At 60.1% G+C, this 24,792-nt stretch carries 22 protein-coding genes; 8 read left to right on the top strand and 14 right to left on the bottom strand.

What is annotated here, in order from left to right; all coding sequences use genetic code 11:
* Positions 1 to 204: 204 nt before the first annotated feature.
* Positions 205 to 2,622 carry an endopeptidase La gene (lon, locus tag ACQKEN_RS07535; protein WP_074888879.1) on the top strand — a complete coding sequence of 806 codons (2,418 nt, stop codon included), beginning with the start codon at positions 205 to 207 and terminating at the stop codon, positions 2,620 to 2,622.
* Between the two features lie 280 nt (positions 2,623 to 2,902).
* On the top strand, positions 2,903 to 3,295 hold the full coding sequence (locus tag ACQKEN_RS07530) for a protease inhibitor I42 family protein (protein ID WP_427684799.1): 393 nt from the start codon (positions 2,903 to 2,905) through the stop codon (positions 3,293 to 3,295).
* An 86-nt stretch (positions 3,296 to 3,381) separates the two neighbouring features.
* Here the strand turns inward: ACQKEN_RS07530 and ACQKEN_RS07525 are convergent, their stop codons facing one another.
* Complete coding sequence (locus ACQKEN_RS07525) at positions 3,382 to 5,178, bottom strand: methyl-accepting chemotaxis protein (protein WP_427684797.1); 1,797 nt, start codon at positions 5,176 to 5,178, stop codon at positions 3,382 to 3,384.
* Positions 5,179 to 5,356: 178 nt separating this feature from the next.
* Here ACQKEN_RS07525 and ACQKEN_RS07520 point away from each other — a divergent pair, with 178 nt between their 5' ends.
* The 3 genes from ACQKEN_RS07520 to cmoB all read left to right on the top strand — a co-directional run bounded on the left by ACQKEN_RS07520 (position 5,357) and on the right by cmoB (position 9,332).
* Positions 5,357 to 7,477, top strand: a complete 2,121-nt coding sequence (locus ACQKEN_RS07520) for a TonB-dependent siderophore receptor (protein ID WP_427684795.1) — start codon at positions 5,357 to 5,359, stop codon at positions 7,475 to 7,477.
* Between the two features lie 119 nt (positions 7,478 to 7,596).
* Positions 7,597 to 8,376: a carboxy-S-adenosyl-L-methionine synthase CmoA gene (gene cmoA, locus ACQKEN_RS07515; RefSeq protein WP_427684793.1), complete on the top strand. Its 780-nt coding sequence runs from the start codon at positions 7,597 to 7,599 to the stop codon at positions 8,374 to 8,376.
* Positions 8,373 to 9,332 carry a tRNA 5-methoxyuridine(34)/uridine 5-oxyacetic acid(34) synthase CmoB gene (cmoB, locus tag ACQKEN_RS07510; protein ID WP_427684792.1) on the top strand — a complete coding sequence of 320 codons (960 nt, stop codon included), beginning with the start codon at positions 8,373 to 8,375 and terminating at the stop codon, positions 9,330 to 9,332. Before cmoA ends, cmoB begins: the two co-directional genes overlap by 4 nt.
* A gap of 165 nt (positions 9,333 to 9,497) precedes the next feature.
* Here cmoB and pdxJ read toward each other — a convergent pair whose 3' ends face one another.
* The 11 genes from pdxJ to rpoE all read right to left on the bottom strand — a co-directional run bounded on the left by pdxJ (position 9,498) and on the right by rpoE (position 19,992).
* Positions 9,498 to 10,244 (bottom strand): pyridoxine 5'-phosphate synthase, encoded by a 747-nt coding sequence (gene pdxJ, locus ACQKEN_RS07505; protein WP_108122243.1) that lies wholly within the window; start codon positions 10,242 to 10,244, stop codon positions 9,498 to 9,500.
* A gap of 89 nt (positions 10,245 to 10,333) precedes the next feature.
* Positions 10,334 to 11,023, bottom strand: a complete 690-nt coding sequence (gene recO, locus ACQKEN_RS07500; RefSeq protein ID WP_427684789.1) for a DNA repair protein RecO — start codon at positions 11,021 to 11,023, stop codon at positions 10,334 to 10,336.
* A 175-nt stretch (positions 11,024 to 11,198) separates the two neighbouring features.
* Entirely contained in the window at positions 11,199 to 12,101 is a 903-nt protein-coding gene (gene era / locus ACQKEN_RS07495; RefSeq protein WP_074888856.1) for a GTPase Era, read from the bottom strand.
* Positions 12,094 to 12,783 (bottom strand): ribonuclease III, encoded by a 690-nt coding sequence (gene rnc, locus ACQKEN_RS07490; protein WP_037014347.1) that lies wholly within the window; start codon positions 12,781 to 12,783, stop codon positions 12,094 to 12,096. Before rnc ends, era begins: the two co-directional genes overlap by 8 nt.
* Positions 12,780 to 13,157 (bottom strand): DUF4845 domain-containing protein, encoded by a 378-nt coding sequence (locus tag ACQKEN_RS07485; RefSeq protein ID WP_427684787.1) that lies wholly within the window; start codon positions 13,155 to 13,157, stop codon positions 12,780 to 12,782. The genes rnc and ACQKEN_RS07485 overlap by 4 nt, the downstream gene beginning before the upstream one ends.
* A 100-nt stretch (positions 13,158 to 13,257) precedes the next feature.
* Positions 13,258 to 14,112 (bottom strand): signal peptidase I, encoded by an 855-nt coding sequence (gene lepB, locus ACQKEN_RS07480; RefSeq protein WP_074888847.1) that lies wholly within the window; start codon positions 14,110 to 14,112, stop codon positions 13,258 to 13,260.
* 9 nt (positions 14,113 to 14,121) lie between these two features.
* Complete coding sequence (gene lepA / locus ACQKEN_RS07475; protein ID WP_133772455.1) at positions 14,122 to 15,918, bottom strand: translation elongation factor 4; 1,797 nt, start codon at positions 15,916 to 15,918, stop codon at positions 14,122 to 14,124.
* Positions 15,919 to 16,089: 171 nt separating this feature from the next.
* Complete coding sequence (locus tag ACQKEN_RS07470; protein WP_427684784.1) at positions 16,090 to 17,526, bottom strand: DegQ family serine endoprotease; 1,437 nt, start codon at positions 17,524 to 17,526, stop codon at positions 16,090 to 16,092.
* 292 nt (positions 17,527 to 17,818) lie between these two features.
* A complete protein-coding gene (locus ACQKEN_RS07465; protein ID WP_427684782.1) occupies positions 17,819 to 18,781 on the bottom strand; it encodes a MucB/RseB C-terminal domain-containing protein in 963 nt (320 codons plus the stop codon).
* A gap of 8 nt (positions 18,782 to 18,789) precedes the next feature.
* A complete protein-coding gene (locus ACQKEN_RS07460; protein ID WP_133772449.1) occupies positions 18,790 to 19,377 on the bottom strand; it encodes a sigma-E factor negative regulatory protein in 588 nt (195 codons plus the stop codon).
* Positions 19,378 to 19,410: 33 nt separating this feature from the next.
* Positions 19,411 to 19,992, bottom strand: coding sequence for an RNA polymerase sigma factor RpoE (gene rpoE, locus ACQKEN_RS07455; RefSeq protein ID WP_037014368.1), 582 nt, complete (start codon positions 19,990 to 19,992; stop codon positions 19,411 to 19,413).
* A gap of 494 nt (positions 19,993 to 20,486) precedes the next feature.
* Here rpoE and nadB point away from each other — a divergent pair, with 494 nt between their 5' ends.
* Entirely contained in the window at positions 20,487 to 22,103 is a 1,617-nt protein-coding gene (gene nadB / locus ACQKEN_RS07450; RefSeq protein WP_427684779.1) for an L-aspartate oxidase, read from the top strand.
* On the opposite strand, the gene ACQKEN_RS07445 is transcribed toward nadB, so the two are convergent.
* Together ACQKEN_RS07445 and ACQKEN_RS07440 are read right to left on the bottom strand one after the other, a co-directional pair.
* Positions 22,072 to 22,539 carry a protein YgfX gene (locus ACQKEN_RS07445; protein ID WP_427684778.1) on the bottom strand — a complete coding sequence of 156 codons (468 nt, stop codon included), beginning with the start codon at positions 22,537 to 22,539 and terminating at the stop codon, positions 22,072 to 22,074. The two genes, nadB and ACQKEN_RS07445, sit on opposite strands and share 32 nt — an antisense overlap.
* A complete protein-coding gene (locus tag ACQKEN_RS07440) occupies positions 22,523 to 22,777 on the bottom strand; it encodes a succinate dehydrogenase assembly factor 2 (protein WP_427684776.1) in 255 nt (84 codons plus the stop codon). Before ACQKEN_RS07440 ends, ACQKEN_RS07445 begins: the two co-directional genes overlap by 17 nt.
* A 142-nt stretch (positions 22,778 to 22,919) precedes the next feature.
* Between ACQKEN_RS07440 and ACQKEN_RS07435 the strand changes: the two genes are divergently transcribed.
* Both ACQKEN_RS07435 and ACQKEN_RS07430 read left to right on the top strand, forming a co-directional pair.
* Positions 22,920 to 23,861, top strand: coding sequence for a YgfZ/GcvT domain-containing protein (locus tag ACQKEN_RS07435; protein ID WP_427684774.1), 942 nt, complete (start codon positions 22,920 to 22,922; stop codon positions 23,859 to 23,861).
* A 96-nt stretch (positions 23,862 to 23,957) separates the two neighbouring features.
* Positions 23,958 to 24,779: an HDOD domain-containing protein gene (locus ACQKEN_RS07430; RefSeq protein ID WP_427684772.1), complete on the top strand. Its 822-nt coding sequence runs from the start codon at positions 23,958 to 23,960 to the stop codon at positions 24,777 to 24,779.
* Positions 24,780 to 24,792: the final 13 nt, after the last annotated feature.

Genomic DNA, 24,792 nt, shown 5'->3' with positions numbered 1-24,792 from the left:
CAGCGTAGCCCACAGATCGGCGGTCGGCGATATCAGACGGACTTCCAGCGAGGCACATGGCCGTTGTTAATGGGATGCCACGGCCTGGCGCAACGCCTTACATGCTTTGAAACGATCCCCTCAGTCATTGCTATCGACCGCCGCTATTGAAACCTGAGCCCATCCGCCCCATCTAAGGCTCATCTCCATTTATGCAGGTGCCCCATGAGCGACCAGCAATCCGACGCCAACCAGCCGCACCCGGACGACGATCACGAGCACGAAATCCTCGGCTCCGACAGTAAGCGTCTTGCCCTTCCCGGCCAGAACCTGCCGGATCAGGTGTACATCATCCCGATCCACAACCGTCCTTTCTTCCCCGCGCAAGTGTTGCCGGTCATCGTCAATGAGGAGCCTTGGGCCGAAACGCTGGAGCTGGTCAGCAAGTCTGATCACCACTCGCTGGCGCTGTTTTTCATGGACACCCCGCCCGACGACCCGCGGCACTTCGACACCAAGGCGTTGCCGGAGTACGGCACGCTGGTCAAGGTGCACCACGCCAGCCGTGAAAACGGCAAGCTGCAGTTCGTCGCCCAGGGCCTGAGCCGCGTGCGCATCAAGACCTGGCTCAAGCACCATCGCCCGCCGTTTCTGGTAGAAGTGGAATACCCGCACCAGCCCAACGAGCCGACCGACGAGGTCAAGGCTTACGGCATGGCGCTGATCAACGCGATCAAGGAACTGCTGCCGCTCAACCCGCTGTACAGCGAAGAGTTGAAGAACTACCTCAACCGCTTCAGCCCCAACGATCCTTCCCCGCTCACGGATTTCGCCGCCGCCCTGACCTCCGCCACGGGCGTCGAGCTGCAGCAGGTGCTCGATTGCGTGCCCGTGCTCAAGCGCATGGAAAAAGTCCTGCCGATGCTGCGCAAGGAAGTCGAAGTCGCGCGTCTGCAGAAAGAAATCTCCGCCGAAGTGAACCGCAAGATCGGCGAGCATCAGCGTGAGTTCTTCCTCAAGGAACAGCTCAAGGTCATCCAGCAGGAACTGGGGCTGACCAAGGACGACCGCAGCGCTGACATCGAACAGTTCGAAGAGCGTCTAGTGGGCAAGACCTTGCCGCCCCAGGCGCGCAAGCGCATCGACGAAGAGATCAACAAGCTGTCGGTGCTGGAAACCGGCTCGCCGGAGTACGCCGTCACGCGCAACTACCTGGACTGGGCAAGCTCGGTGCCGTGGGGTGTATTTGGCGACGACAAGCTCGACCTGAAACACGCACGCAAGGTGCTCGACCAGCACCACGCCGGCCTTGATGACATCAAGAGCCGTATTCTCGAATTCCTCGCCGTGGGCGCCTACAAGGGTGAAATCTCCGGCTCCATCGTGCTGCTGGTCGGCCCGCCGGGCGTGGGTAAAACCAGCGTCGGCAAATCGATCGCGGAATCCCTGGGTCGGCCGTTCTACCGTTTCAGTGTCGGCGGCATGCGCGACGAGGCCGAGATCAAGGGCCACCGTCGCACTTACATCGGCGCCCAACCGGGCAAGCTGGTGCAGGCGCTGAAAGACGTGGAAGTGATGAACCCGGTCATCATGCTCGACGAGATCGACAAGATGGGCCAGAGCTTCCAGGGCGACCCGGCCTCAGCGCTGCTCGAAACCCTGGACCCTGAACAGAACGTCGAATTCCTCGACCACTATCTGGACCTGCGTCTGGACCTGTCGAAGGTGCTGTTCATATGCACCGCGAACACCCTGGACTCGATCCCCGGCCCGTTGCTGGACCGGATGGAAGTGATTCGGCTGTCGGGCTATATCACCGAAGAAAAGCTCGCCATCGCCAAGCGCCATCTGTGGCCCAAGCAACTGGCCAAAGCTGGCGTTTCAAAAAACAGCCTGATGATCAGCGACAGTGCGTTGCGCGCGGTGATTGAAGGCTATGCCCGCGAAGCCGGTGTGCGGCAGCTGGAAAAACAGCTGGGCAAACTGGTGCGCAAGGCCGTGGTCAAGCTGCTGGACAACCCGGACACCGTGGTCAAGATCGGCCCGAAAGAGCTGGAAGCCTCCCTGGGCATGGCGGTCTTCCGCAATGAACAAGTGCTGTCGGGCACCGGCGTGATCACCGGCCTGGCCTGGACCAGCATGGGCGGCGCGACATTGCCCATCGAAGCGACGCGTATTCATACGCTCAACCGCGGCTTCAAGCTCACCGGTCAACTGGGCGATGTGATGAAGGAATCTGCCGAAATCGCCTACAGCTACGTCAGCTCCAATCTGGCGAAGTTTGGCGGCGATAAAAGCTTCTTCGACGAAGCCTTCGTTCACCTTCACGTGCCAGAAGGTGCGACGCCGAAAGACGGACCAAGTGCCGGTGTGACCATGGCCAGCGCGCTGCTGTCGCTGGCGCGTAACCAGGCGCCGAAAAAAGGCGTGGCCATGACCGGCGAACTGACCCTGACCGGGCACGTACTGCCCATCGGCGGCGTGCGGGAGAAGGTGATCGCGGCGCGTCGGCAGAAGATCTACGAGCTGATCCTGCCGGAAGCCAACCGCGGCAACTTCGAAGAACTGCCGGATTACCTGAAAGAAGGCATCACCGCGCACTTCGCCAAGCGCTTTGCGGATGTGGCGAAGATATTGTTTTAAGCACAGCCTTCGCGCCTCCGCGACTGCGCAGCGGCAACGACCGGCCAACGCCGAACGTCAGCGCTGCGCTAGCGCAGAACTTGTAGGAGCGCGCTTGCCCGCGAAGAGGCCGGCTGATCCGACGCATATTCGTCGTTCGTGCCTACGTCTTCGCGGGCAAGCGCGCTCCTACAATTCGATCCGCGCCACATGCCAGCTTGGTACCCATCCGGGTGAGCACCTGCAGGGTTTCAGCATCTTCGGTTATCCTCCCCTCATGTTGCCTATGACCGGAGCCCTCATGACCCCTGCCCGCCTGCTCGTCCCGCTCAGCCTCACCCTGCTTGCCGCCTGCGCCCAGACGCCCAAACAAATCGTTTCCCTGGACGATCAGCAAGACTGCCCCCTCACCCTGAAAACCGGCCAGACGCTCATGCTGATGCTGCCCAGCAATCCCACCACAGGTAACCGCTGGCTGGTGCAAAATCCCGCGCCGTCGATACTCGGCAGCCTCGGGCCGGAGGTGTTCAATGCCTCCAAAGACGTCGGATTGGTCGGTGAAGGCGGTCAGTCGGTCTGGCGCTACCGAGCCGCCAACCCGGGCACGGGCCACCTCATGATGGTCTATCGACAGCCTTGGGCGCCGGAGGTGACGCCAGAACGCACCTTCGATTGCGTCATCACGGTGAACTGATCGCTCGCTCATCCCACGGCCGAGCGCGCAGAAACGCCCTTGCCGGGGAAGGCTAATCAGTCGCTGAGCACCGGCGTGGGCCTCTGTCATTCAGCCAGTAACTGCGCCGCATCGAAGCCCATGCGCAAGTTGCCCCAGTGACGACCGTCGAAGAAGAACGGCACGTCGATCTCGGTCATGATTTCGCCGGTGTCGCGCAGGTAGGTTTGCAGTAGAAAACGCTGTTTGTTAGCCGCTGCGCGCAGGCCGATGGGGTCAGCGAACATGCGCTTGTTCCGGCACACCGGCAGGTCAATAGCCCGATCGCCCGTAGGTTTTTTCGACACCCAGCTGTTGTTCACCGGGCAGTAACCCTTGCTGTCGACGATGAAAGTGACCTTGCCCCCCAGCGTGCCTTTGGTCAACGCGTCGCACTCCTCCTGACAGATCTGCGCGAAGCGCTCGGAGTAGCTGGTCGTGTATTGCTTGGGATCGGTACCGGGAATCAGTTTGTAGTTCTGATCAAACAGGTTGACCCCCTCACGTTGCAGCGCGGCCAGGCGCACCTGGAGCCGGTCGCGGCAATGACTGGCGCGGGTAATGCCAGCGTCCAGCGCGCCATGCCCGAGGACAAAGCGGCCCAGCAGCGCCTGGACCTTTTCCGCCACACCCGACAGATCGCGGGTGGCGGTGGCCGAATGCTGCATGCGCTGGTCGATGGACTGGCTGTCCGCATGGATCTGCGTGACGCGGTCGTTGATGCCGGTGTTGCTATCGGCGAACTGCTGGATGTGCGAGGCGATGTCTTCCAGCTTGGTGTGGGTGGATTCGAAGTCGCCGATCATGCTCTCGAAATGCCCTGACGCGCGCTCGACCACTTTCTGGGTCTCCCGGGCGCTGTGGCTGATCTGAGTGGTTTGCTCGTGGGTCGAGCTCACTTCCAGCAACATGGCGTCGATGTTCTGGGAAATGTCCTCGGTGGCGCGGCTGACGTTCTGGGCCAGGGTCCGGACTTCGTCGGCCACCACCGCGAAACCACGCCCGCTCTCCCCCGCACGCGCCGCCTCGATCGCTGCGTTGAGCGCCAGAAGGTTGGTCTGGGACGAAATCTGCTGAATCAATCCGACGATGGATTTGATGCTCGATGAGCGTTGGTTCAACGCCGAAACCAGAGTGCCGAACTCATTCAGGCTGGTGGAAATCTCACTGATGTTGCCGGTCACTTCCAGCAATTCGGTGTAGGAGTCGCGGGCCATGCTGAGGTTCTGCGCGGTGGTCCCGGAAATGCCCTGAGTCTGCCGGGACACCTCGGCAATCCGCCCCACTGCGTCGTTGCTCTGCTCCATGACTTCCTTGGCGAAGCGCGCCTGATGGGTCGCGCTGTCACTGGAATCGCTGATGTTTTTCAGCGAGCGCGCGGACTCCACGGCAATGTGCACGGTCAACGCCTGAACGCTGCTGATGATCTCCCGCTGCTTGGCCAGGAACCGGTTGCAGGTGCTCGCCAGCACGCGAATTTCATCGTGGGTCAGCAGCGGCAAGTCCTTGGACAGGTCGCCCTCGCCATTGGCAATGCCTTCCAATGCCAGGGTCATCTGGGTCACCGGCCGCACGATCAAGTGCCGGAAATACCAGACCATGAAGCTGACCAGACACAGGGTAAACAGCGTGCTGCCCAGAATGGCATTGCTCAGCACATCGAGTTTGCCCTCGATAACGCTGAGCGTCCCCGCCGGCAACTGCGCGCTGCGCAACTGCAGAAGAATGTCCGCGCGCAGGCTCACGGCCACCCAGTACACCACGGCACTCACCACCACCATCAGAAAAAGGCTCGACAGCTTCTTGGTCAAAGAATCGAAAAACTGCCGCTCGATGGACTCGTACACCGCCTTGAACGCATGCATGCCACGGTTCCCTGTGCCAGGTAATGAAATGGGTTGCGAATTATGGTGTTTCGACTGACGGGGCCAAAGCTTTAATGCTGTGGGGTGAACATTAACAAATGACATTGATTCTCAATTACAACTTGACGATAATTGAGAACCATCATCATTTGTTACATTCGCCGGAGCTTTGCCCGCCATGCGTCACTCGATCTCCTTTTGCCCAAAGGCCCTTTCGTTAATTGCCCTGAGCGTGCTCAACACAGCGAATGCAGAAGAGACAGCGCTCAGCCTGCCAGCTACTGACGTGACGTCAACCGCCACCTACGGCGACACCGGCAACCCGCAGGGATACCAGGGCAAACCCAGCAGCACTACCACTCGGCTGGACCTGACCAACCAAGAAACACCGCAGGGTGTGACCAACATCAAGCGCGAGCAAATGGATGACTTCAAGCTAAACAGCATCCGCGACGTATTGACCAGCACCCCCGGCGTCAATGTGCAGAAAGTCGAAACAGACCGCACCTACTTCACCGCCCGCGGTTTCGACATCAACAACTTCCAGTACGACGGCACGGCCATGCCCATGACCAATGGGTTGCTGGTGGGCGACATCGACCTGGCGCCCTACGAACAGGTGGATATCGTTCACGGCGCCAACGGCTTGATGTCCGGGGCCGGCAACCCCTCGGCCACGGTCAACTTCATCCGTAAACGCCCGACTTACGACCCTCAGGCAAAGATCGATGTGACCGCCGGTTCCTGGGACAAACGCCGGGTGGACATCGACGTCTCCGGCCCCCTGACCGACTCGGGCAACGTGCGCGGGCGCGTCATCTACGCCAACGAAAACGGCAACTCATACCTCGATCGTTACTCCCGCGAGAAGAACATCTTCAGCGGTCTGCTGGCGTTCGACCTGAGCGACAGCGACACGCTGACCCTTGGTTACGAAGACCAGAAAACCAACGCCAATGGCTCAAGCTGGGGCGCACTGCCGCTGGTCGACGGCAATGGCAACGCTATTCATTACAGCAGCACCCACGCCAATATTTCCCAGCCGTGGGTGCATTGGGACGTTCACACGCAACGTGCGTTTGCCGAGTGGGAGCACACCTTCGCCAACGACTGGAAGTCGAAGCTGACCGTCGCCGGCGCCGAGCACCGCGAAGACACCGAGATGTTCTACATGTACGGCGACAGCACCTCACCCACCGGTTACACCGGGCTGGGCTCCAAATACAAAGACAAGAACCTCGAACTCAGTGGCGACTACTCGCTGAGCGGGCCGTTCACGCTGGGCGGTCAAGAACATCAACTCACGCTGGGGGCGAACGCTGCACGCCAGCGCAATCGCGAATCCTCGCAGTACGGTGACGTCCTCAACTACTCGCCTGTGAGCCTTGAAGATGCCCTGCACGGCTACCTGCCGCGGCCGACCTACGCCGCCGCGTTACCCGCTGCGACGTCGAACTACACCGATCGCCAGAAGAGCGTTTACGCCGGCGCGCGTTTCAGCCTGACTGACGACCTGCATGTGATCACGGGCGCACGCATGCTCAGCGCGGACAGCAATGGCGACAACTACGGTTCGGCGCGGGAGGTACGCATTCACGGCAAAGTCACGCCGTATGCCGGTATCGTCTACGACCTGACCCCCGAATACGCGCTGTACGCCAGTTACACCGAAGTCTTCAATCCGCAGTATTACCTCGACGGCCAAGGCCGGGTGCTCGACCCGCTTGAAGGCAAAAGCTACGAAGCGGGCATCAAAGGTCAGTTGCTGGACAAGAAGCTCAACGTCAGCGCAGCGGTGTTCCATGCCAAGCAGGACAACGTGCCGGGCAGTTCGACCTATGACGCCAGCCTGGGCGGCTATGTGTACGAGGCGATGTCCTACGACAGCAGCGGCCTGGAGCTGGAAGCGTCGGGCGAAGTGGCGCCAGGCCTGCAAGTCAACGGCGGCTACACCTACGTGTACATCACGGACGACAACGACAGTCGTGCGCGCAAATTCATCCCCCGCCACGCCCTGACGTCGTCGATGACCTACCAGTTGCCGATGGCACCGAAGGTCAAGGTCGGCGGCAGCCTGAGCTGGCAGAGCAAGACTCAGAACGACGACTCGCCGGCCGCCCGCCAGGACGCCTACGCGCTCATCGGCCTGATGACCCGCTACGACATCGATCAGCACTGGAGCACCCAGCTCAACCTCAACAACCTCACCAACGAGAAATACCAACAGAGCCTGCGCTACAACCAGAGCAACTTCGGCGATCCACGCAACCTCACCGCATCGGTAAGCTGGAAGTACTGATTGCATGGCTTGAGTCCTGGCAGCGCACCCGTAACCGGGCGCGGCTTTTCAGCGGCGGGGGCACGGTCGGCACACGAGCGATGAGATGAGGTTCCAGCCAAGGGCTGGAATTGGCTAAAATGCCGCACTTTTCGCCTTGTCCCCCCGGAATCGCCGTGAGCCCAGAACCCGACCGCCTATTCGCCCAGCCGCTGCCCCAGGTGCCCGACTTCGCCTTCAACGAAGACGTGGTGCGGGTGTTCCCGGACATGATCAAGCGCTCGGTGCCGGGCTACCCGACCATCGTCGAAAACCTCGGAGTCCTCGCGGCGCAGTTCGCCCAGCCCCACAGCGTACTCTATGACCTGGGCAGTTCGCTGGGCGCCGTCACTCAGGCGTTGCGCAGACACGTGCGCACTGAAGACTGCCGGGTGATTGCCATCGACAACTCATCGGCCATGGTCGAGCGCTGCCGGGAATACCTGAACGCTCAGGACTCGATGTACCAGGAGCTGCTGCCGGTGGAGGTCATCGAAAGCGATATCTTGAATCTAGCGTTTGAGCCGGCTTCGGTGGTCGCCCTGAACTTCACCCTGCAATTCATCGCCCCCGAACAACGCGTGACCCTGTTGACTCGAATCCGCCAGTCGCTGCTGCCCGGCGGTGCGCTGATCCTGTCGGAGAAACTGCGCTTTGATGACACCGAAGAGCACGCGCTGCTCACCGATCTGCACGTCGCCTTCAAGCGCGCCAACGGTTACAGCGAACTGGAGATCGCGCAGAAACGCAGCGCGATCGAAAACGTAATGAAGCCCGACAGCCTTGAGCAGCACCGCGAACGCTTGCTTGCCGCTGGTTTCAGCAAAGTCGTGCCTTGGTTCCAGTGCCTTAATTTCGCCTCGTTGATTGCCCTACCATGATTGATCTCGCTCCTCTGGTTCGCCGTCTGGCGGGCACGCCACTGTATGCCTGGGCCCAAGGCCTGCAGGCACAACTCGACGCGAAGATGGAAAAGGGCCACGGCGACCTCGAACGCTGGCAAGGCGCGCTGAATGCCTTGCCTGGCCTGACGCCCAGCCGCATCGAGCTCAAGGACGACTTCATCCTCGACGCCGACTGCGACGACGCCACCCGCGAGCAGACCCGCGCCGCACTAATGGGCCTGTCGCCGTGGCGTAAGGGGCCGTTTGAGGTGTTCGGCGTGCATGTCGACACCGAATGGCGCTCGGACTGGAAATGGTCGCGGGTCTCGCCGCACCTTGATCTGAAAGGCAAGCGCGTTCTGGATGTGGGCTGCGGCAACGGTTATTACCAGTGGCGCATGTTGGGCGCTGGGGCCGACAGCGTCATTGGCGTTGACCCCAACTGGCTGTTCTTCTGCCAGTTCCAGGCCATGCACCGTTACCTGCCGGATCTGCCGGCGTGGCATCTGCCGTTCACGCTGGAAGATTTGCCGGCGCGGCTGGAAGGATTCGACACAGTGTTTTCCATGGGCGTGCTCTATCACCGCAAGTCGCCGATCGACCACCTTCTGGCGCTGAAGGATTGCCTGGTCAAAGGTGGCGAGCTGGTACTGGAAACCATGGTAGTTGAAGGCGACGCCAATCAGGTGCTGGTGCCGGAAGACCGCTACTCACAGATGCGCAACGTGTGGTTTCTGCCGTCAGTGCCGGCACTGGAGCTGTGGCTGCGCCGCGCGGGTTTCGTGGATGTACGCTGCGTCGACGTCAGCACCACCACGGTTGAAGAACAACGCGGCACCGACTGGATGCGCTTTCAGTCGTTGAGTGACTTCCTCGATCCGGCAGACCACAGCAAAACCGTGGAAGGACTGCCAGCGCCGCGGCGTGCGGTGATTGTCGGGCGCAAGCCTTAACTGCTGAAAGTCGCCACCGCGCGCCGATCAAACATGACAACACCGCAGATATAACTGCCGACGCATTACCTGTAGGAGCGCGCTTGCCCGCGATTGCATTGTCAGTGACTGAAAACTAACCTGATAAACCGCAATCGCGGGCAAGCGCGCTCCTACAAGATCGCCTCAGGCCTTCGCTGCCGCCGCCAGAATCAACGCCTTCATCTCCGACACCGCCGACTTGAAGCCGACGAACAGCGCATGGGCCACCAGCGCGTGGCCGATGTTCAACTCGTTGATGCCCTTGATCGCCGCGACGGCTTCAACGTTGTGATAGTGCAAACCATGGCCGGCGTTGACGATCAGGCCCTGGGCCAACCCAAAGGCGACGCCGTCGGCAATGCGCTTGAGCTCTTCGGCCACTTCCGCCGGGGTTTCGGCATCGGCATAACGGCCCGTATGCAGTTCGATGGCCGGCGCGCCGACCCGGGCCGACGCTGCAATCTGGCGCTCATCGGCGTCGATGAACAACGACACTTCGCTGCCGATGGCCGACAACCGTTCAACCGCTGCCTTGATGCGCGCTTCCTGACCGGCCACATCCAGCCCGCCCTCGGTGGTCAATTCCTGACGGGTTTCCGGCACCAGGCAAATGTGCGCAGGCCGGATGCGCTCGGCGAATGCCATCATCGCTTCGGTGACGCCCATCTCGAAGTTCATGCGCGTTTGCAGCACGTCTTTGAGCAGCAACACATCGCGCTCCTGAATGTGCCGACGGTCCTCACGCAAATGCACGGTGATGCCATCGGCGCCTGCTTCTTCAGCATCCAGCGCTGCCTTGACCGGATCGGGATAGCGCGTCCCTCGGGCCTGGCGCAGGGTAGCAACGTGGTCGATGTTCACGCCGAGCAGAATGCGGGTGCTATGGGTCACGGGGTTCTCCTGATAACTGAAGCGGTGCCAGCCAGTGGCGGCTGATTGCGCAAGCGAGGAAGGATTTTCTAGGTTTGCGCCGCAGGACGCTAGAGTTTGCGAAACAATTCACGGCTGACCAGCGGGCGCCCGCCCAGATGCACCGCCAGGGCCTGGCGCATTAGACGCTTGGCCGCCGACAGCGCGCCCGGCGAACTCCAGTCCGCTTCAGACATCGCCTGCAATTCGGCGCCCTGAAACAATCCTGGCTGAAACAGATAAACCCGCTCAAGGCCTGCGTCCACCTGAAGCCGGTACATGCCGTCGCTGGCCAGTGGATCGCCGTTGATGTCCGCGTCCAGCGCAAAGCCGTAGCCGAGATCGTCCAGCAGCCGCCACTCGAACGAGCGCAGCAGCGGTTCCAGAGCGCGCCCTTCGGCCAACGCAACAAGCGTTGCAGCATAGTGTTCGAACACGCCCGGGTGCGGGTCTTCGGCAGGCAGCAGGCGAATAAGCAGCTCATTGAGGTAAAGACCGCTGAACAGCGCATCGCCTTCCAGCCACGTGGCGACGCCGGCGCCTTCCATCCGCCCCACGTTCTTCAGCTCGCCCCGCCCGCGAAACTCGACTTCCAGCGGCACAAACGGCCGCGCCATCGTTCCCGCCTTCCCCCGCGCGCTGCGCAACACCGCGCGCAAACGACCCTGCGGGGTGATGAAGTCGACCAGCGCGCTGTTTTCGCGGTACGCACGGCTGTGCAACACATAGGCGAGCTGACCGACGGGAGGTGTCTGTGACATGGCTATCTCGATGAAAGAACGCGGCCGAACAGGCATCTGAAACGACTGTGGGAGTGAGGTTGCTCACAAAAACCGGGTCCATCCGCTAAATCTTCAGCGGCTGAATCGCCGTCTTCGTGAGCAAACTCACTCCCACAGTGTTACGTGACACAGAGCAGCGGTGCCGACCGCCGTGTTACAAGTCGCCGTAACCCAGCGAGCGCAACGCGCGCTCGTCATCTGACCAGCCGCCTTTGACCTTGACCCACAGATTGAGCATGACCTTGGAGTCGAACAGCACTTCCATGTCACGGCGCGCATCCGAGCCGATGCGCTTGATGCGCTCGCCCTTGTCGCCAATGATGATTTTCTTCTGCCCGTCGCGCTCGACCAGGATCAGCGCGTGGATATGCAGCGTCTTGCCCTGCTGCTTGAATTGTTCGATCTCGACAGTGATCTGATACGGCAGCTCGGCGCCGAGCTGACGCATGATCTTCTCGCGCACCAGTTCCGCTGCGAGAAAACGGCTGCTGCGGTCGGTGATCTGATCTTCCGGGAAGAAGTGCTCGTTCTCCGGCAGATGATCGGCGATGACCTTTTCCAGCGCTTCCAGGTTATGCCCCTGCTGCGCCGAGATCGGGATGATCTGGGCGTTCGGCAGTTGCTCCTGCAGCCAGGACAAATGCGGCATCAGCGCGCTCTTGTCTTCGATGCGGTCGGTCTTGTTCAAGGCCACGATCAACGGGCCGGTCACGTACTGCACGCGCTCGAGGACCATCTGGTCTTCTTCGGTCCACTTGGTGCGGTCGACCACGAAGATCACCACGTCGACGTCTTTCAACGCTGCCGAAGCGGTCTTGTTCATGTAACGGTTAAGCGCTTTGTCGCTGTTTTTGTGCATGCCGGGCGTATCGACGTAAACCGCCTGTACGGCGCCCTCGGTCTTGATGCCGAGCATGTTGTGCCGGGTCGTCTGCGGCTTGCGCGAGGTGATCGCCAGTTTCTGGCCAAGGATGTGGTTCAGCAGCGTCGACTTGCCCACGTTTGGCCGGCCAACAATGGCAACATAGCCACAGCGTGTTGCAGGTGAATCAGTCATTGCCATTCTCCACACCCAGGGCGATAAGGGCTGCGGCCGCTGCTACCTGTTCGGCAATGCGACGGCTGACGCCTTGTCCCCGGCTTTTTTCATTCAATAAAGAGATCTCGCATTCGACGAAAAAAATTCGGCAATGCGGCTCGCCCTGAATATCCACCACTTCATAGCGGGGCAGATCACAGGCGCGTGACTGTAGGAATTCCTGCAGCCGTGTTTTGGGGTCTTTGTTGGTGTCGACAAGCGTCAGGGTTTCGAACTCGCTGGCTAGCCAGGCGAGCACGCGATCCCTTGCCATGTCCATGCCGGCGTCGAGGTAGATCGCACCGATCAGGGCTTCCAGCGCATCGGCCAGAATCGACTCACGGCGAAAGCCGCCGCTCTTCAGCTCACCCGAGCCCAGGCGCAGGTACTCGCCCAGATCGAAACCGCGGGCCAGCAGGGCCAAGGTCTCGCCTTTCACCAGCCGGGCGCGCAGACGGGACAACTGACCTTCGCGGGCCTGGGGGAAACGCTCGAACAGCGCTTCGCCGGCGACGAAGTTAAGAATGGCATCACCCAGGAATTCCAGACGCTCGTTGTTGCGTCCGGCAAAGCTTCGGTGGGTCAGGGCCAGGATCATCAGTTCCTGATCCTTGAAGGTATAGCCGAGCTGACGCTCCAGGCGACTCAATGAAACGCTCACGGTTTACCCACGCTGAATTCGTGGTCGAACTTGACCACCAGATCGATGTTCTGGATCAGTGACTCACGTTTTTCGTAGTTCAAATGGGCGAGGAACCTGTTGTTCGCCGTCGTCACAGTTAACGCCTTGTTCAAATCCAAATCCCGAATGTTATTAACCTGCATGCCTTTGGCCACGTAGGCGTAAAGGTCACCGGCGTTGGTGATGTCTGCCGTGCGGTCAGTGCCGGCACTTTCGATGATTTTCTTCATCGACAGGTAGTCCATGTAGTGCGGCACGATCTTGGCGGCAGCGCTCCCGGCGAAGGCCAAAATCGCCAGCAACACCAGCCAGCCGATGAACGACAGGCCTTTTTGCGGACCGGCAGACGTCATGATCGCTTTCAAGAGTAGCCCTTCCCTGTCACCTGCAAGATCGACCACGCAACATGGCCCTGAATGACATACGGCGCTGCCAGTGGCAGCGCCGCATCGATTACTTGATCAGACCGACTCGCGAGAAGTTCGGAAAGTGGCTGAGCTTGGGTTCAGGCCAGCTCATCCAGACCGCGAAGGCCTTGCCGACGATGTTCTTGTCGGGAACCATTCCCAGCTCGTCCTTGGGAATATTGGGGTCATCCCAGTAACGGCTGTCGTTCGAGTTGTCGCGGTTGTCGCCCATCATGAAGTAATGCGCGGCCGGAACGGTCCATTCATGATCAGGCGGCGCACGGTAGCGGCTCATTTCCTGACGGATCTGGTGTTCCACTTCGCCCAGCTTCTCGTTGTAGAGCTCTGCGCTGCCGAGCGTGCCCGGCTCGGAACCGATCAACTGCTTGGCCACCAACTGACCGTTGATGAACAACTGCTTGTCGTTGGTGTAGCGAATCACATCCCCTGGCAGGCCGACGACGCGTTTGATGTAGTTGACGTTGGGGTCGCTTGGGTAGCGGAACACCATCACGTCGCCACGCTGAGGGTCGCCGACCGGGATGACCTTCAGGTCGATCACCGGCAGGCGGATGCCGTACGAGAACTTGTTGACCAGAATGAAATCGCCCACGTCCAGCGTTGGCTTCATCGAGCCCGACGGGATCTGGAACGGCTCAACCAGAAACGAGCGCAGGACCAGAACGATGAACAACACCGGAAAGAACGATTTTCCGTATTCGACAAGAAACGGCTCCTTGTTCAACCGCTCCACGACCGCGACATCAGGCTGGCTCACGCTGCCCTGATAGTTCGCTATCGCGTTGCGGCGACGCGGCGCCAATATGATCAGATCGAACAGGGCCAGCAAACCGCAGACAAACACGGCGACGACCAGCAACAGCGGGAAATTTAGTGACATAGGGCCTGACTATTCCAACCTGAGCACTGCAAGGAAGGCTTCTTGTGGAATTTCCACATTGCCGACCTGCTTCATGCGTTTCTTACCGGCCTTCTGCTTCTCGAGCAGCTTGCGCTTACGGCTGACGTCGCCACCGTAACATTTGGCCAGTACGTTCTTTCTGAGCGCCTTGACGGTTGTACGCGCGATAATCTGGCCACCAATGGCAGCCTGGATTGCCACGTCGAACATCTGACGAGGAATCAGTTCTTTCATCTTTTCAGTCAACGCGCGGCCTTTGTAGGCGGCGTTGTCACGGTGCACGATCAGCGCCAGAGCGTCGACCTTGTCGCCGTTGATCATCACGTCCAGGCGAACCAGATTGGCCGACTGATAACGATCGAAATGGTAGTCCAGCGAAGCATAACCACGGCTGGTCGACTTCAGACGGTCGAAGAAATCCAGAACCACTTCGTTCATCGGCAAATCGTAGGTCACTTGCACCTGCGACCCGAGGAACAGCATGTCGTGCTGAATGCCACGCTTCTCGATGCACAACGTAATGACGTTGCCCAGGTGCTCTTGAGGCACAAGGATATTCGCCCGCACGATCGGCTCGCGCATGTCCTCGATGGTGGACAGGTCCGGCAATTTCGACGGGTTGTCGACGTAAATGGTTTCACCGGTCTTCAGCAGCAGCTCGAAGATTACCGTCGGCGCAGTGGTGATCAGGTCCAGGTCGTACTCGCGCTCGAGGCGCTCCTGGATGATCTCCATGTGCAACATGCCGAGGAAGCCGCAGCGGAAGCCGAAGCCCAGCGCGTCGGAGCTTTCCGGCAGATATTGCAGGGACGAGTCATTCAGCGTCAGCTTCTGCAGCGCGTCGCGGAAGTCTTCGAAGTCATCGGAGCTGACCGGGAACAGACCGGCGTAGACCTGCGGCTGAATACGCTTGAAGCCTGGCAACACCGGGACGTCCGGGGTGGTGCTCAGGGTCAGGGTATCGCCCACTGGCGCACCGTGAATGTCCTTGATGCCGGCAATGATGAAGCCCACTTCGCCGGCTTTCAGATCAGCGGTGGCGCTGTGCTTGGGGTTGAACACGCCCACGCTGTCGACCAGGTGCATCTTGCCGGTCGACTTGACCAGAATCTTGTCGCCTTTCTTGACGCGGCCGTGACGCACACGCACCAGGGAAACAACGCCCAGGTAGTTGTCGAACCACGAATCGATGATCAGCGCTTGCAGCGGGTCTTCGATGTTGCCGGTCGGCGCGGGAATGGTCTGGACCAGACGCTCGAGCACTTCGTCGACGCCGAGACCGGTTTTGGCGCTGCAGGCCACGGCGTCGGTGGCATCGATACCGATGATCTTTTCGATTTCTTCCTTGACGCGGTCCGGATCGGCCTGAGGCAGGTCAATCTTGTTCAGAACCGGCATGACCTCCAGGCCCTGTTCGATGGCGGTATAGCAGTTGGCGACGGATTGGGCTTCTACGCCCTGACCGGCATCGACCACCAGCAACGCGCCCTCACATGCCGCCAGCGAGCGGCTGACTTCGTAGGTGAAGTCAACGTGGCCCGGGGTGTCAATGAAGTTCAGCTGGTAGGTGATCCCGTCTTTTGCCTTGTAATAAAGCGTGACGCTGTGGGCTTTGATCGTAATCCCGCGCTCACGCTCCAGGTCCATGGAATCAAGCACCTGAGCTTCCATCTCGCGCTCGGTCAGACCGCCGCACATCTGGATGAACCGGTCAGCCAGCGTCGACTTGCCATGGTCAATGTGGGCGATGATGGAGAAATTGCGGATATGACTCAAATCACTCACGGATCAACACTCGAAAAAGGTCGCAGGCAGACTGCCCGCCAAAAATAGCCGGGAATTGTACCTGAAGGAACGATCAGGCGTCACGTTCGCGCGCAGGGCCTGCACTCCACGCACCGTAGGGACATAAAAAAAGGAGCGGTCAGGCCGCTCCTTTTTGCTGTGACCGGCGGGTTATTCCGCCAGCTTGAACGTGATGAATGTCGCACGACCCTGACGCAGAACGCGCATGGACACAGAGCGATTCTTCGGCAGGTCCTTGGCCACTTCTGTGAACTGTTTCGATGAAGTAATGGCCTGGTTGTTCAGGTGAGTGATGACGTCACCCGCCTGCAGACCGATCAGCGAAGCCGGACCGTCCTGAACTTCCTTGATGACGACGCCGCCCTTGAGGTCCAGCGACTTCATCTGCTCGGCGGTCAGGTCGACCACCGAAACGCCCAGACGGTTGCTGCTGCGCTCGACTCCGGTGTCGGCCGCGCCCATCTCTTCGCCTTCGGCCGGCAATGCACCCACGGTGACGGTGAGCTTCTGACGCTTGCCGTCGCGAATCACTTCGAGCTCGGCCTTGCTGCCATCCTTCAGGTTGCCGATCAGGTGCGGCAGGTCTGCGGACATGACGATCGGCGTACCATTGGCGCTCAGAATCACGTCGCCGACCTGCAGACCACCCTTGGCGGCCGGACCGTCTTCAAGCACTTGCGCCACCAGCGCACCGGCCGGCTTGTCCAGACCGAAGGACTCGGCCAGGTCCTTGTTCACTTCCTGAATCACGACACCCAGCCAGCCACGATTGACCTTGCCGCTGGCCTTCAGCTGGTTGGCCACATCCATCGCCACGTCAATCGGGATCGCGAACGACAGCCCCATAAAGCCACCGGAGCGGGTGAATATCTGGGAGTTGATACCCACGACTTCACCCGCCATGTTGAACAGCGGACCGCCCGAGTTACCCGGATTGATCGCCACGTCGGTCTGAATGAACGGCACGTACGTGTCATTCGGCAGACTGCGGCCCTTGGCGCTGACGATACCTTTGGTCACCGAGTGATCGAAGCCGAACGGCGAGCCGATTGCCAGCACCCATTCACCGACCTTCAGCTTGTCGGAGTTACCCAGCTTGACAGTGGGAAGGTCCTTGCCATCGATCTTCAGCACCGCGACGTCGGTACGAGGGTCGGTGCCAATCAATTTGGCCTTCATCTCGCTGCGATCTGAGAGACGCACGAGAATCTCGTCAGCGCCATCGATCACGTGATTGTTGGTCAGGATGAAGCCGTCAGCGGAAATGATGAAGCCCGAGCCGAGTGACTGCGCCTCACGCTGACGATCACCCTTGCCGCCACCCGGTGCACGGGAGCCTGGCGGCGTGCTGCGTTCGAGGAATTCGCGAAGCATCGGTGGCAGCCCTTCCAGATCAGGCATCTGACCCTGGGCAACCGAGCGTTCCGGCAACTTCTGACGCGTACTGATGTTGACGACTGCAGGGGAAGCCTGCTCCACCAGAGAGGTGAAGTCTGGCAAGGCTTCGGCCTGAGCGGTGACGACCTGTCCAAGCATCAGCACAGCGGCCATCCAGGCCAGGTAAGGTTTCAAGCGTGGTATCGACATATGGCTCCCGTTTACAACGAGCGTGGTTAAGCGGTACGAGCCCGCAGGCTCGCGAAGCATCTGTACGTCACGGTTTCCCGGGACGCCTGTATCTGCTCCAGTTTCCTGGACCCTGAAACAACAAAGGCCACAGCTGCGAAGCTGTGACCTATAGAAAAAAACACATCCGATTGCAACCGACAAAGCGCACTAAACATTTCAGCATTACCAGTGAAGCCCATATTTAAAGGCTTGTGAACGTGAAATGACCAAATGAAACCTTTTTCATAGTGGGCATCACCGGTGTGCAGAATCAGTTTTTGCTCGTGGCTGCAGCGTCGTCCCGCATGGACAGAGCAATACGCTCGGCCGTCCCGATCGGAATCTCGCCCACCACGGTCACCATCGCATCGCCCTTGGGCGTTGTGACGCGACGGGAGACAGCGACGGTCGGACCCAGCTGGGTGCGGATATCCGTTACCGCTGCGCCGCTGACGGGCTCGACGAACACCGAGAAACGAGCAAGACCGTCGTCATACATCAGGCTGGTCACCAGATTCTTCGAATCCGGGTCCTTGCGCGCCGCAGCACTGCTCAGGTCAAAGCCCGGCGGCAACCAGTCAGAGCGCCATGCGACCTTCTGCTTGGGAGCGTCCGCTTTGGCCTTGACCACCTCAACAGGCTTGCAGTCTGCGTCTGGCGAAAGCATCTGATCAGTCAGTGACTGCGAGGTATTGAGGTCAGTGAACTGAAAACGCTCAAGCAACTGGCCCTTGTCGCTGAGCAATAAAGACTTCAGCGGCAGGCCGGTTTCGCTGTCCAGATGCAGTTCGATGCCGTAACGGTGCTGATCACGAGGGGTCAGTGTCACCACATTCGCCAAACGTCCGGCGACACGCGATGTACCTGCCGACTTGATGTCATACCAAGATGACAACCTGGCAGCGTCAAAAGCACGGGCCGGAGAATCGGGAACACTGGAAACGCCCTCTTCAAGAGTGCCACTGACGCATTGGGTCACCCCATTGACGCGCAGCACTTCCTGAGGAGAGCCATCCAGTTGGAGAAGATGCTCCCGAACCTTGCCGTCGGCGACGCGCTGCCAGATTCGGTGAGTGGAGAAGCTGCCGTTGCGCTCGTAAACGAACGTGCCGGTATAGCTTTGCTGCTGCTCAGCCTGCGCAAGACGTTTGAGCTGGTCTTGCGCATCATCGGCGTGAGCTGGAAGGACCAGCCATCCACCCAGCAGAAGCGGCAGTAGAGGGATGGCGCGCATGATCCTCCTTAACGGTTTTCCAGGCTTGCAGCACGAGCGTATGGCAGAGCGCCTTCAGCGCCTTTCATCGCAGCTTGCTGTGCATGCTGACGCAGATAGCCTGGCAGACGCTGGTCATGCCAGCCGGCCTGGTTCTGCAACACACCGCTTGCCATTGGACCCGGGGACTGCTCGCCCTCGGTGTAGCCTGCCAGCACCGCCGGGCCCTTGGCCTGCGGCATTGCAACGTTGGTCGGCTGCGATTGCTGGGCCAGTTGCGCCCCTGCAATTTCGTCCTGATTGTAAAGACGTACGCCCGCCAGAACGGCAACGGTTACTGACGCAGCTACGGCCAGACGACCCAGCGTGCGCCAAGGACCGCGACCGGCCTTGAGCGGACTGACTTCATCAGCGATTCCGGCAGCAACGGCGGCCGAAATATCCAGATGAGGTATCAGTAGTTCTTTATGCATCGCTGCACGGGCAATCTGATAACGGGACCAGGTGGCACGTGTGTCCGCATCTTCAATGGCGCTAAGCACGCGACGCAGTTCCAATTCGTCCGCTTCGTTATCCATCACCGCGGACAGCGATTCCTGCAGGGCTTCACGACTCATGGCGGTTCCTCTCTTGTGGCTATCGCCGCTGTCTCAGGTTTCCTGCAACAGAGGTTGCAAGGCTTTGTCGATGGCTTCCCGAGCGCGAAAAATGCGAGAGCGCACGGTACCAACCGGACATTGCATGACGCTGGCAATGTCTTCGTAACTCAGACCGTCGAACTCACGCAAAGTTAAAGCTGTACGCAAATCTTCTGGCAGTAGCTGAATGGTTCGATGGACGGTGCCCTCGATCTCATCCCGCAGCAATGCCCGTTCTGGCGACTCGATGTCCTTGAGGCCGTGGTCGCCGTCATAGAACTCCGCGTCTTCGGATCTGACATCGCTATCCGGCGGCCGCCGACCTCGCGACACCAGATAGTTCTTCGCCGTGTTGATGGCGATACGGTACAGCCACGTATAGAACGCACTGTCACCGCGGAAGTTACCAAGTGCGCGGTAGGCTTTGATAAACGCCTCTTGCGCAACATCCTGGGCTTCGTGGGTGTCGTGAACAAATCTCACGATCAACCCAAGAATCTTGTGCTGATATTTCACCACTAGCAGATCAAATGCTCGCTTGTCGCCGCGCTGTACGCGTTCAACCAGCTGCTGATCTTCTTCCTGGGTTAGCATGAACACTCCTCATAAAGCTTAAAGGAGCATCGCATCGGCTCTTTCGCAGGCTTGCAAACATAGACTCGGGCTTTAGGCAAAAGTTCTCCCCCCTTCAAGCAAGTTTCCGGCGAGCGTCTGTTGCCCGCACAGAAAACGCCGCTCGAACCAGGTCGGCTGCGTAAATAATCTTGTCGTCAAAAACGTTCGTATTGGCTTGAAACTACCAGTGCGTAACGCCGACGCTGTTCCTTTATGGGCAACCCACTATTGAACGTACGGGTTCATGAAAAGTTCCCATCGTTCATTATTGGGCGTAAGACACACGTCCGTCAGTTGTAGGACTCAATCCGTATGGAGCTGTAGGAAAGATCGCGACCATCAAACGGGGTGCAGGACGTTGCGGGGTAGCGCACACTCCGCTCCCACCGTGCTTCACCGTTGCCATAAAGCGCGGCCATTGTGCCGTTCCACCCTTGCTTATACTAGTGGCCATTTAGACGCCGAGACCCGAGATGAGTCAGCATTTCCAGCACGACGTATTGGTAATAGGCTCCGGCGCAGCCGGTTTGAGCCTTGCGCTGACATTGCCCGGGCACCTGCACGTGGCGGTCCTCAGCAAGGGCGATCTGGCGAACGGTTCGACTTTCTGGGCCCAGGGCGGCGTTGCGGCAGTGCTGGATGACGCCGACACCGTGCAGTCCCACGTCCAAGACACCCTGAATGCGGGCGGCGGCCTGTGCAACGAGGACGCAGTCCGGTTTACCGTCGAGCACAGTCGCGAAGCCATTCAATGGCTGATCGACCTTGGCGTGCCCTTCACCCGGGATGATCCGTCGACCGTTGTGGACGGCGGGTTCGAGTTTCACCTCACCCGCGAGGGCGGGCACAGCCACCGCCGGATCATTCACGCCGCCGATGCCACCGGCGCGGCGATCTTCCGCACCTTGCTGGCGCAGGCCAGGGCACGCCCCAATATCGAACTGCTGGAACAGCGCGTGGCGGTCGACCTCATCACCGAATCGCGGCTGGGCCTGGAAGGTCAGCGTTGCCTGGGCGCCTATGTGCTGGATCGCTCGACGGGCGAAGTCGATACCCACAGCGCACGCTTCACTATTCTGGCGTCCGGCGGCGCGGCGAAAGTCTATCTGTACACCAGCAATCCGGACGGCGCTTGCGGCGACGGCATCGCCATGGCCTGGCGCGCCGGCTGTCGCGTGGGCAATCTGGAGTTCAATCAGTTCCACCCCACCTGCCTGTACCACCCGCAAGCCAAGAGCTTTCTGATTACCGAAGCCCTGCGCGGCGAAGGCGCTTACCTGAAACTGCCCGATGGCGAGCGCTTCATGCAGCGTTTTGACTCTCGGGCCGAACTGGCGCCCCGTGACATCGTTGCCCGCGCCATTGACCACGAGATGAAACGCCTGGGCGCCGACTGCGTGTTTCTGGACATCAGTCACCAGTCCGAAGACTTCATCAAGAGCCACTTCCCGACGGTGTACGAGCGTTGCCTCACCTTCGGCATCGACATCACGCGTCAGCCGATTCCCGTGGTTCCGGCGGCGCACTACACCTGTGGCGGCGTTCTGGTTGACCAGCAAGGCCGCACTGATGTGCCCGGCCTTTACGCCATTGGCGAAACCAGCTTCACCGGCCTGCACGGCGCCAACCGCATGGCCAGCAACTCGCTGCTGGAATGCTTCGTGTACGCCCGCTCCGCTGCGGCAGACATCGTGACTCAGCTCGAACACGTCCCGCAGCCGCAACATCTGCCGGGGTGGGATTCGAGTCAGGTGACCGATTCCGACGAAGACGTGATCATTGCCCACAACTGGGATGAGCTGCGTCGGTTCATGTGGGATTACGTCGGCATCGTGCGCACCAACAAGCGTCTGCAGCGCGCCCGGCATCGGGTGCAGCTGTTGCTGGACGAGATCGACGAGTTCTACAGCAACTATAAGGTCAGCCGCGATCTGATCGAGCTGCGCAACCTGGCCCAGGTAGCTGAACTGATGATTACCTCGGCGATGGCGCGCAAAGAAAGCCGCGGGCTGCACTACACGCTGGATTATCCGGACATGCTGCCCGAAGCGCTGGACACTATTCTGGTGCCGCCCACCTTCGCCGGCTGAACTTCAGGCGTAAACGCAGGCGTCGGTGGTTGTCCGGCGCCATGGCGTCTGCCGGGATGCACAGGCTTTGCACCCGCGAGCGGCTCAGCCAATGGCCTGTCACCCCCCTGAAACGCAGCACGACCATGTGCGGCAGCGCGAGGCTGTCGGGTCGTAGCTGCACCGGCTGCCAGCCACCCTCCTCACTCCACAACGCCCAACCGCTGCTGTCACGCCGCAGCCCGGTGGGCGACTGCGGTCGATCGAGCAGAATGAAGAAGCGAAGACTGCGTGATGCGTGCAAGGCGCACAGCAGGACGCCGATGGCTTTCGCCCACAGGGGAATTGAAAGGAGAGCGGTGGACGCCAGCGCTAGGATTAGCGTGACGAGGTACGCCGTCAGCAGCGCTCGGGAGGGCGGCCAACGGCATTCGAAGCGATCACTTCGGCTGGACACGGTCCAGAATCATCCGAACCATGCGTTGCAGCTCCGGGTCTTCCGACTCCGCGCGCTGCATGAACCAGCCGAACATGTCCTGATCTTCACAGGTCAGCAGGCGCACGTAGAGGTCGCGATCGACCTGGCTGAGGGTTGGGTAGACTTCTTTGACGAACGGCACCAGCAATACATCCAGCTCGAGCATGCCGCGACGGCTGTGCCAAAAGAGGCGATTCAGTTCAACATCTTCGACCATGGAGGGCTCCTCGAATTTGCCGGCGAGTATACAGGCGCATCGTCGTGGGGCGTACTTGCAGTTGGTCGCAGCTTTTTGCGTATACCCATTAACGGCACGCGGCACTATGATGGTGCCCCAGACTTCTACCCTGCGATGACTCATGGCCGTTCCAGCATTTTTCTGCCCCCTGTCCCATGAAGGTGTGCTCGCCGTTCGCGGCGTGGATGCCGGCAAATTCCTGCAAGGCCAACTGACTTGCAACATTGATTACCTGAGCGAAGGCAAAGCCACCCTCGGTGCGCGCTGCACGCAAAAAGGCCGCATGCAGTCGAGCTTCCGCACCCTGCTTGAAGGCGACGGCGTGTTGCTGGCAATGGCCAGCGAGCTGATCGAAGCGCAACTGCTGGACCTGAAGAAGTACGCCGTCTTCTCCAAATCCAAACTGACCGACGAAAGCGCGTCCTGGGCGCGATTCGGTTTGCAGGATGGTGACGGCGCGCTGGTCAGCCTCGGCCTCGACCTGGCGCAGGAGACCGACTCGGTGGTCCGCGCCAATGACCTCATCGCGATCCGCGTCTCTCCTGCCCGCGCCGAACTGTGGGTACGTGCCGATCAGGCCGAGGACGTGCGCAGCCGGCTGATCGCCCATGTGCCGGAGGCGCCGCTCAACGACTGGCTGCTGGGGCAGATTCGCGCCGGCATCGGTCAGGTGTTCGGGCAGACCCGCGAAGAATTCATTCCGCAGATGATCAACCTGCAAGCCGTGGGCGGTGTGAGTTTCAAGAAAGGTTGCTACACCGGCCAGGAAATCGTGGCGCGCATGCAATACCTCGGCAAGCTGAAACGCCGGCAGTATCGCCTGACCATGGCAGGCACTGAAGTGCCTGAACCGGGCACTGCGCTGTTTTCGCCTGTTCATTCAAGCGCGGTAGGCAACATTGTGATCGCGGCCCGGTCTGATGTCGGGATCGAGGTGCTGGCGGTCTTGCAGGCGGATGCGGCGGAGGATGGGCGGATTCATCTGGGCGCGGCAGAGGGCGAGGCCCTGCAATTAAACGAATTGCCCTACACGCTCGACGCGAAGCTCGAAACCCAGCGTTGAACCCGGTTGAAGCCTGTGCAAGACGTCAGCGTAGTTGCCAGCGCCGTACCCTCTAGGGGCGGCTGCTGGCCGGAATGCAATGTCCAGAGATCCAATATGAGTAGCATGGCTGACGAAGTGCAGAGGGATCTGATCAAGGCGATCGACAAGGATGCTCTGTTTCTGCCAACTCTCCCCGAAGTTGCACTGAGGATCCGCCTGGCGGCGGAAGACTCGGAAATCTCCATCGCTGCGCTGAGCAAAGTCATTGGCAGCGACACCGCGCTGTCGGCCCGGTTGATCAAAGTCGTCAACAGCCCTTTGCTGCGGCCGAATTTCGAGGTCAGCGACGTGCTGACGGCGGTTCGACGTCTGGGCGTGAACTACAGCTGTAACCTGGCCATCGGGCTGGTAGTGGAGCAAATGTTTCACGCCAAGTCCGACGTCATCGAAACCAAGATGCGCGACATCTGGAAACTCAGCATGCAGGTGGCCGGGGTCAGTAATGTCCTCAGTTACAGGAGCCCGCGCCTCAAGGCTGACAAGGCCACGCTGGCCGGACTTATTCATCTCATCGGCGTGCTGCCGATCCTGACCTACGCCGAAGACAACTACGAGTTGCTCGCCGACCCGATCAGCCTCAATCATGTCATCGAACGCATCCATCCAATCATCGGCGAGCGGCTGCTGCGCTCATGGGATTTTCCGGAAGGCCTGGCGATCGTGCCCCGGCAATTCCAGAATTTCAGCCGTGTTTCGGATCAGGCTGACTATGTGGATCTGGTGCAGGTCGCGACGATTCACATTCACGAAATGAACGGCACGCCGTATCAGAATCTGCATTTTCAGTCAGTGCCGGCCGTGGCGCAGTTGGGCCTGAACATGGCCGATGGCGGGCTGATCAACGAGATGAACCAGGCGATGACGTTGTTGTACTGATCGCGTTGGCCTG

The sequence above is a fragment of the Pseudomonas sp. NPDC078416 genome (assembly GCF_050268485.1).
Lineage (GTDB): Bacteria > Pseudomonadota > Gammaproteobacteria > Pseudomonadales > Pseudomonadaceae > Aquipseudomonas.
This window is presented reverse-complemented; position numbering and strand designations above follow the sequence as displayed.